The organism is Mesorhizobium sp. M7A.F.Ca.US.005.03.2.1 (genome assembly GCF_003997795.1).
Classification (GTDB): Bacteria; Pseudomonadota; Alphaproteobacteria; order Rhizobiales; family Rhizobiaceae; genus Mesorhizobium; species Mesorhizobium ciceri.
Map to the genome: position 1 here is coordinate 1 of NZ_RZRP01000870.1, position 2,585 is coordinate 2,585.

Annotated in this window: 2 protein-coding genes and 1 pseudogene; 2 read left to right on the forward strand and 1 reads right to left on the reverse strand. The window is 64.1% G+C overall.

Features of this window, described 5'->3' with window-relative positions; genetic code table 11:
* Nucleotides 1–249: 249 nt before the first annotated feature.
* Nucleotides 250–915, forward strand: a complete 666-nt coding sequence (locus EN991_RS31725) for a tetratricopeptide repeat protein (protein WP_013532849.1) — start codon at nt 250–252, stop codon at nt 913–915.
* Nucleotides 912–2,345 carry a ribosome biogenesis GTPase Der gene (gene der / locus EN991_RS31730; RefSeq protein WP_064995110.1) on the forward strand — a complete coding sequence of 478 codons (1,434 nt, stop codon included), beginning with the start codon at nt 912–914 and terminating at the stop codon, nt 2,343–2,345. The genes EN991_RS31725 and der overlap by 4 nt, the downstream gene beginning before the upstream one ends.
* A 32-nt stretch (nt 2,346–2,377) precedes the next feature.
* Here der and EN991_RS31735 read toward each other — a convergent pair.
* A pseudogene (locus tag EN991_RS31735) lies at nt 2,378–2,585 on the reverse strand (LysR family transcriptional regulator); the annotation flags it as partial.

Genomic DNA, 2,585 nt, shown 5'->3' on the forward strand with positions numbered 1-2,585 from the left:
AAGTGAAAACGCAACAACGCGGAACGGACGAAGCATAGGAAATCTGATCTTAACTCGGGGAACGTCTGCAAGCCGGCTATCGCCTAAATGTGGCGCGGGTGCGATGGGCCTCTTCGGCTGCTCGTCCGGGGCAAACATCCGTTTGCCCCGGACAATAGCGATTTTCCGGTTGAACCCCTTCCATGCCGGCAAAATTTCGCTAAAACGCGGGCTGACAAAGGCCCGACCGGGCAGGAATGGTTTGATTTGATGTCCGACGACAGTTTTATCCGTGAAGTCAACGACGAGATCCGTCGCGAACAGGCGCAGGCGCTGTGGGACCGTTTTGGCCCAGCCCTGATTGTCGTTGCGATCCTCGTGGTGCTCGGCACCGCAGCCTTCGTCGGCTATCGCTATTGGGACGAGACGCGCGCCAACCGCTCGGGCGATGCGTTCTCGCAGGCGCTGAAGCTTGCCAATGACGGCAAGAACGATGAGGCGCTGACCGCGCTCGATCAGTTGGAGAAGGATGGCTACGGCGCCTATCCGCTGCTCGCACGCATGCGCGGCGCGACCGTCAAGGCGAACAAGGGCGACGTTCCCGCCGCCGTCAAGGATTTCGACGAAGTCGCCGCCGACACGGCCATTCCCCAGAGCATTCGCGACATGGCGCGGCTGCGGGCAGCGCTGCTGCTCGTCGACCATGGCTCGTTCGCCGACGTGTCCAGCCGTGTCGAAGCGCTGACATCCGACACCAACACGCTGCGCCACACGGCGCGCGAGGCGCTCGGCCTTTCCGCCTGGAAGGAAGGCAAGACGCAGGATGCGCTGAAACTGTTCGACCAGATCGCCGCCGATGACGGCGCCCCGCGCAACACCCGCGAGCGCGCAACATTGATGTCCGAGCTGATCCGCGGGTCGGGCAGTGCGTCGTGACCTTCAAAGTCGCCATCATCGGCAGACCTAACGTCGGCAAATCGACTCTCTTCAATCGGCTGGTGGGAAGAAAGCTGGCGCTTGTCGACGACACGCCGGGCGTCACCCGCGATCGTCGCGTCCACGCCGCCAAGCTCTACGACCTGCATTTCGATGTCATCGACACCGCCGGCTTCGAGAACGCTGGTGCCTCGACCTTGCCCGGCCGCATGCGTGCGCAGACCGAGATCGCTATCCGCGAGGCCGACCTGATCTTCTTCACCATCGACGCCAAGTCCGGCCTTTTGCCTGACGACAGGACCTTCGCCGAGATCGTGCGCAAGTCCGGCAAGCCGGTCGTGCTGGTCGCCAACAAGGCCGAGGCGAAGGGCGCCCAGGGCGGTATGCTGGAAGCCTGGGAGCTCGGCCTTGGCGAGCCGATCCCGGTTTCGGCCGAGCATGGCCAGGGCATGCCCGATTTGCGCGACGCCGTGATCGGCGCGCTCGGCGAAGCGCGCGCCTTCGGCGAAGACGAAGATGGCGAAGACGAAGAGATCGCTGCCGGCGAGGTGCTGATCGGCGAGGATATCGCCGATCCGGATGCCGAGCACACCTATGACGACACCAAGCCGATGCGCATCGCCGTCGTCGGCCGTCCCAATGCCGGCAAGTCGACGCTGATCAACGCGCTGATCGGCGAAGAACGGCTGCTCACCGGACCGGAAGCCGGCATCACCCGTGATTCGATCTCGGTCGATTGGGATTGGCATGGCCGCCGCCTGAAGCTGTTCGATACGGCCGGCATGCGCCGCAAGGCCAGGATTCACGAAAAGCTCGAAGTGATGTCGGTGCAGGACGGCCTGCGCGCCATCCGCTTCGCCGAGATCGTCATCATCGTGCTCGACGCCACCATTCCCTTCGAGAAGCAGGATCTGCAGATCGCCGACCTGATCATCAGGGAAGGGCGGGCGCCGGTGATCGCCTTCAACAAATGGGACCTGATCGACCATCCCCAGGAGCTTCTGGCCGAACTGCGCGAGAAGACGGAACGGCTTCTTCCCCAGGCGCGCGGCCTGCAGGCCGTACCTGTCTCCGGCGAGACCGGGCGCGGCCTCGACAAGCTGATGGATGCCGTCATCAGGACCCACAAGGTATGGAACAGCCGCGTCTCGACCGGCAAGCTCAACCGCTGGCTGGAAGGCATCCTGGCACACCATCCGCCGCCTGCCGTGGCAGGGCGCCGGCTGAAGGTCAAATACGTCACCCAGGCCAAGACCCGGCCGCCGGGTTTCGTTGTCCAGTGCTCGCGGCCCGATGCGATGCCGCAATCCTATGTCCGCTATCTCTCCAACAGCCTGCGCGAAGCCTTCGATATGCCCGGCGTGCCGATCCGCATCGCGCTGCGCACGTCGGACAATCCGTTCGCCGGCAGGTCGAACAAGCGTAAATAAGCGGTCGGGCGCTGGATACCTGTTCCGGCTGTCTAAGCGACCTCCTTCAACCGCTCGTCCCGTGGCAGCGCCTGCAACGCCGCCTGCAGTAATATGTCGGCCAGCCGCGCTGCCACCGGATCCAGTTCAGCATCCTTCTGGTGCAGCACCAACGCCATTTTGGGCAATGCCGGCAGCCCGGCGATCTCCGGCGTCATCGCGCTGACGCTGGCCGGCAGGCCGATGTCGGTGCGGATTGTC